At 32.7% G+C, this 1218-nt stretch carries 1 protein-coding gene; it reads right to left on the reverse strand.

Features of this window, described 5'->3' with window-relative positions:
• Positions 1–357 precede the first annotated feature (357 nt).
• The coding region (locus tag AB5935_RS26965) for a hypothetical protein (protein WP_368327974.1) at positions 358–1218 on the reverse strand (861 nt) is incomplete at its 5' end.

Below are 1218 nucleotides of genomic sequence, written 5' to 3' on the forward strand. Positions count from 1 at the left end.
GGGTGATATATTGGATTGTGAGCGTCAAAGGGATTACGAACACACATTGTTTCTATCCTTAGAGGAAATTTTCTAGTTGCATAATTCTCATTTTCCATAGTGCATTTGTTTAATTATTAATACGGCATCTAATATAATGAATGCCACAACATCTTGTATATCCCAAACACAAGGTCCTTTTAGTATTATCTCGCATGCCTTATCAAACATAGTAATTATAATAGCTATGAGCATTTGGGTAATAATTATCTTTTTCATAGAAGATAGTGTAAACCAATTAAACACACTAATTAGCCATTGAGGCATTTTAAGTAATATAATTCCCATTATTTCTTATTTAATAATTCTACCTTCATATTATTCTTCTGATGCAATATTATTTATGCCTTTTAGTTTTTTCAATTCTTGAATATACTCCAGTTCACCTTTGGCATATTCCTTATTTGCATCTTCATTCAGCATTTCCTTAAATGCTTCCTCTGCATCATCCAACCGTCCCATATCAACAAAGGTGTATGCTCTTCTTCTGCGTAAGAAATTGTGATAAAATATGATACTATCCGTAATCTCACTTTCTCTTAACTGTGCCAATTGATTAAGTTCATTATGTATTGTATAAATTGCCCTTATATCTCTACTATTTGCCAGACAGTTTATGTATTCTATGTTGTATCTAATGTTATTTAAGGGACGAACTATTTCCAGAAAGAAAAGGGCTTTCTCATATAATCCCATTTCTGCATAGCAATATCCAATGAGATAACAGGTTTGATAAAACATTCTTTTATCATCATCTGTAATGCTACCCCTTAGCCAACTTTCTCTCAAAGCATGATATACATTTTCCAAATACACAATTGCATCCCAATATCTATTTTCTTTCAAAACTTCATTACCCCAATAAAAATCCTTTCCAATGGCAAGCGTCATTTGAGACATAATACAATATTCATAAAAATCCAATTCTTCTCTATTGTTGAATTTTTCAATTGCTTTGTCATGAATAGCCTTATATTCCTCTATCCTTTGCTGTGGGCTTGTATGGTCATAGGCAAACAAAACACTTAGTGTTTGAGGTTGATTCGCATTTCTGGTATATGTCTTATCTCCTTCATGGCTGAATGTTGGCAACATGATAGATGCACGGATAAACCATGTTTCCTTTCCACCTCCACATCCTCTTAGGTGTACAATGATATTGTTGTTTACTCTGCTAAT

The organism is Phocaeicola sp. RTP21198st1_B8_RTP21198_201120 (genome assembly GCF_040929485.1).
In the GTDB taxonomy this organism is placed as follows: domain Bacteria; phylum Bacteroidota; class Bacteroidia; order Bacteroidales; family Bacteroidaceae; genus Phocaeicola; species Phocaeicola dorei.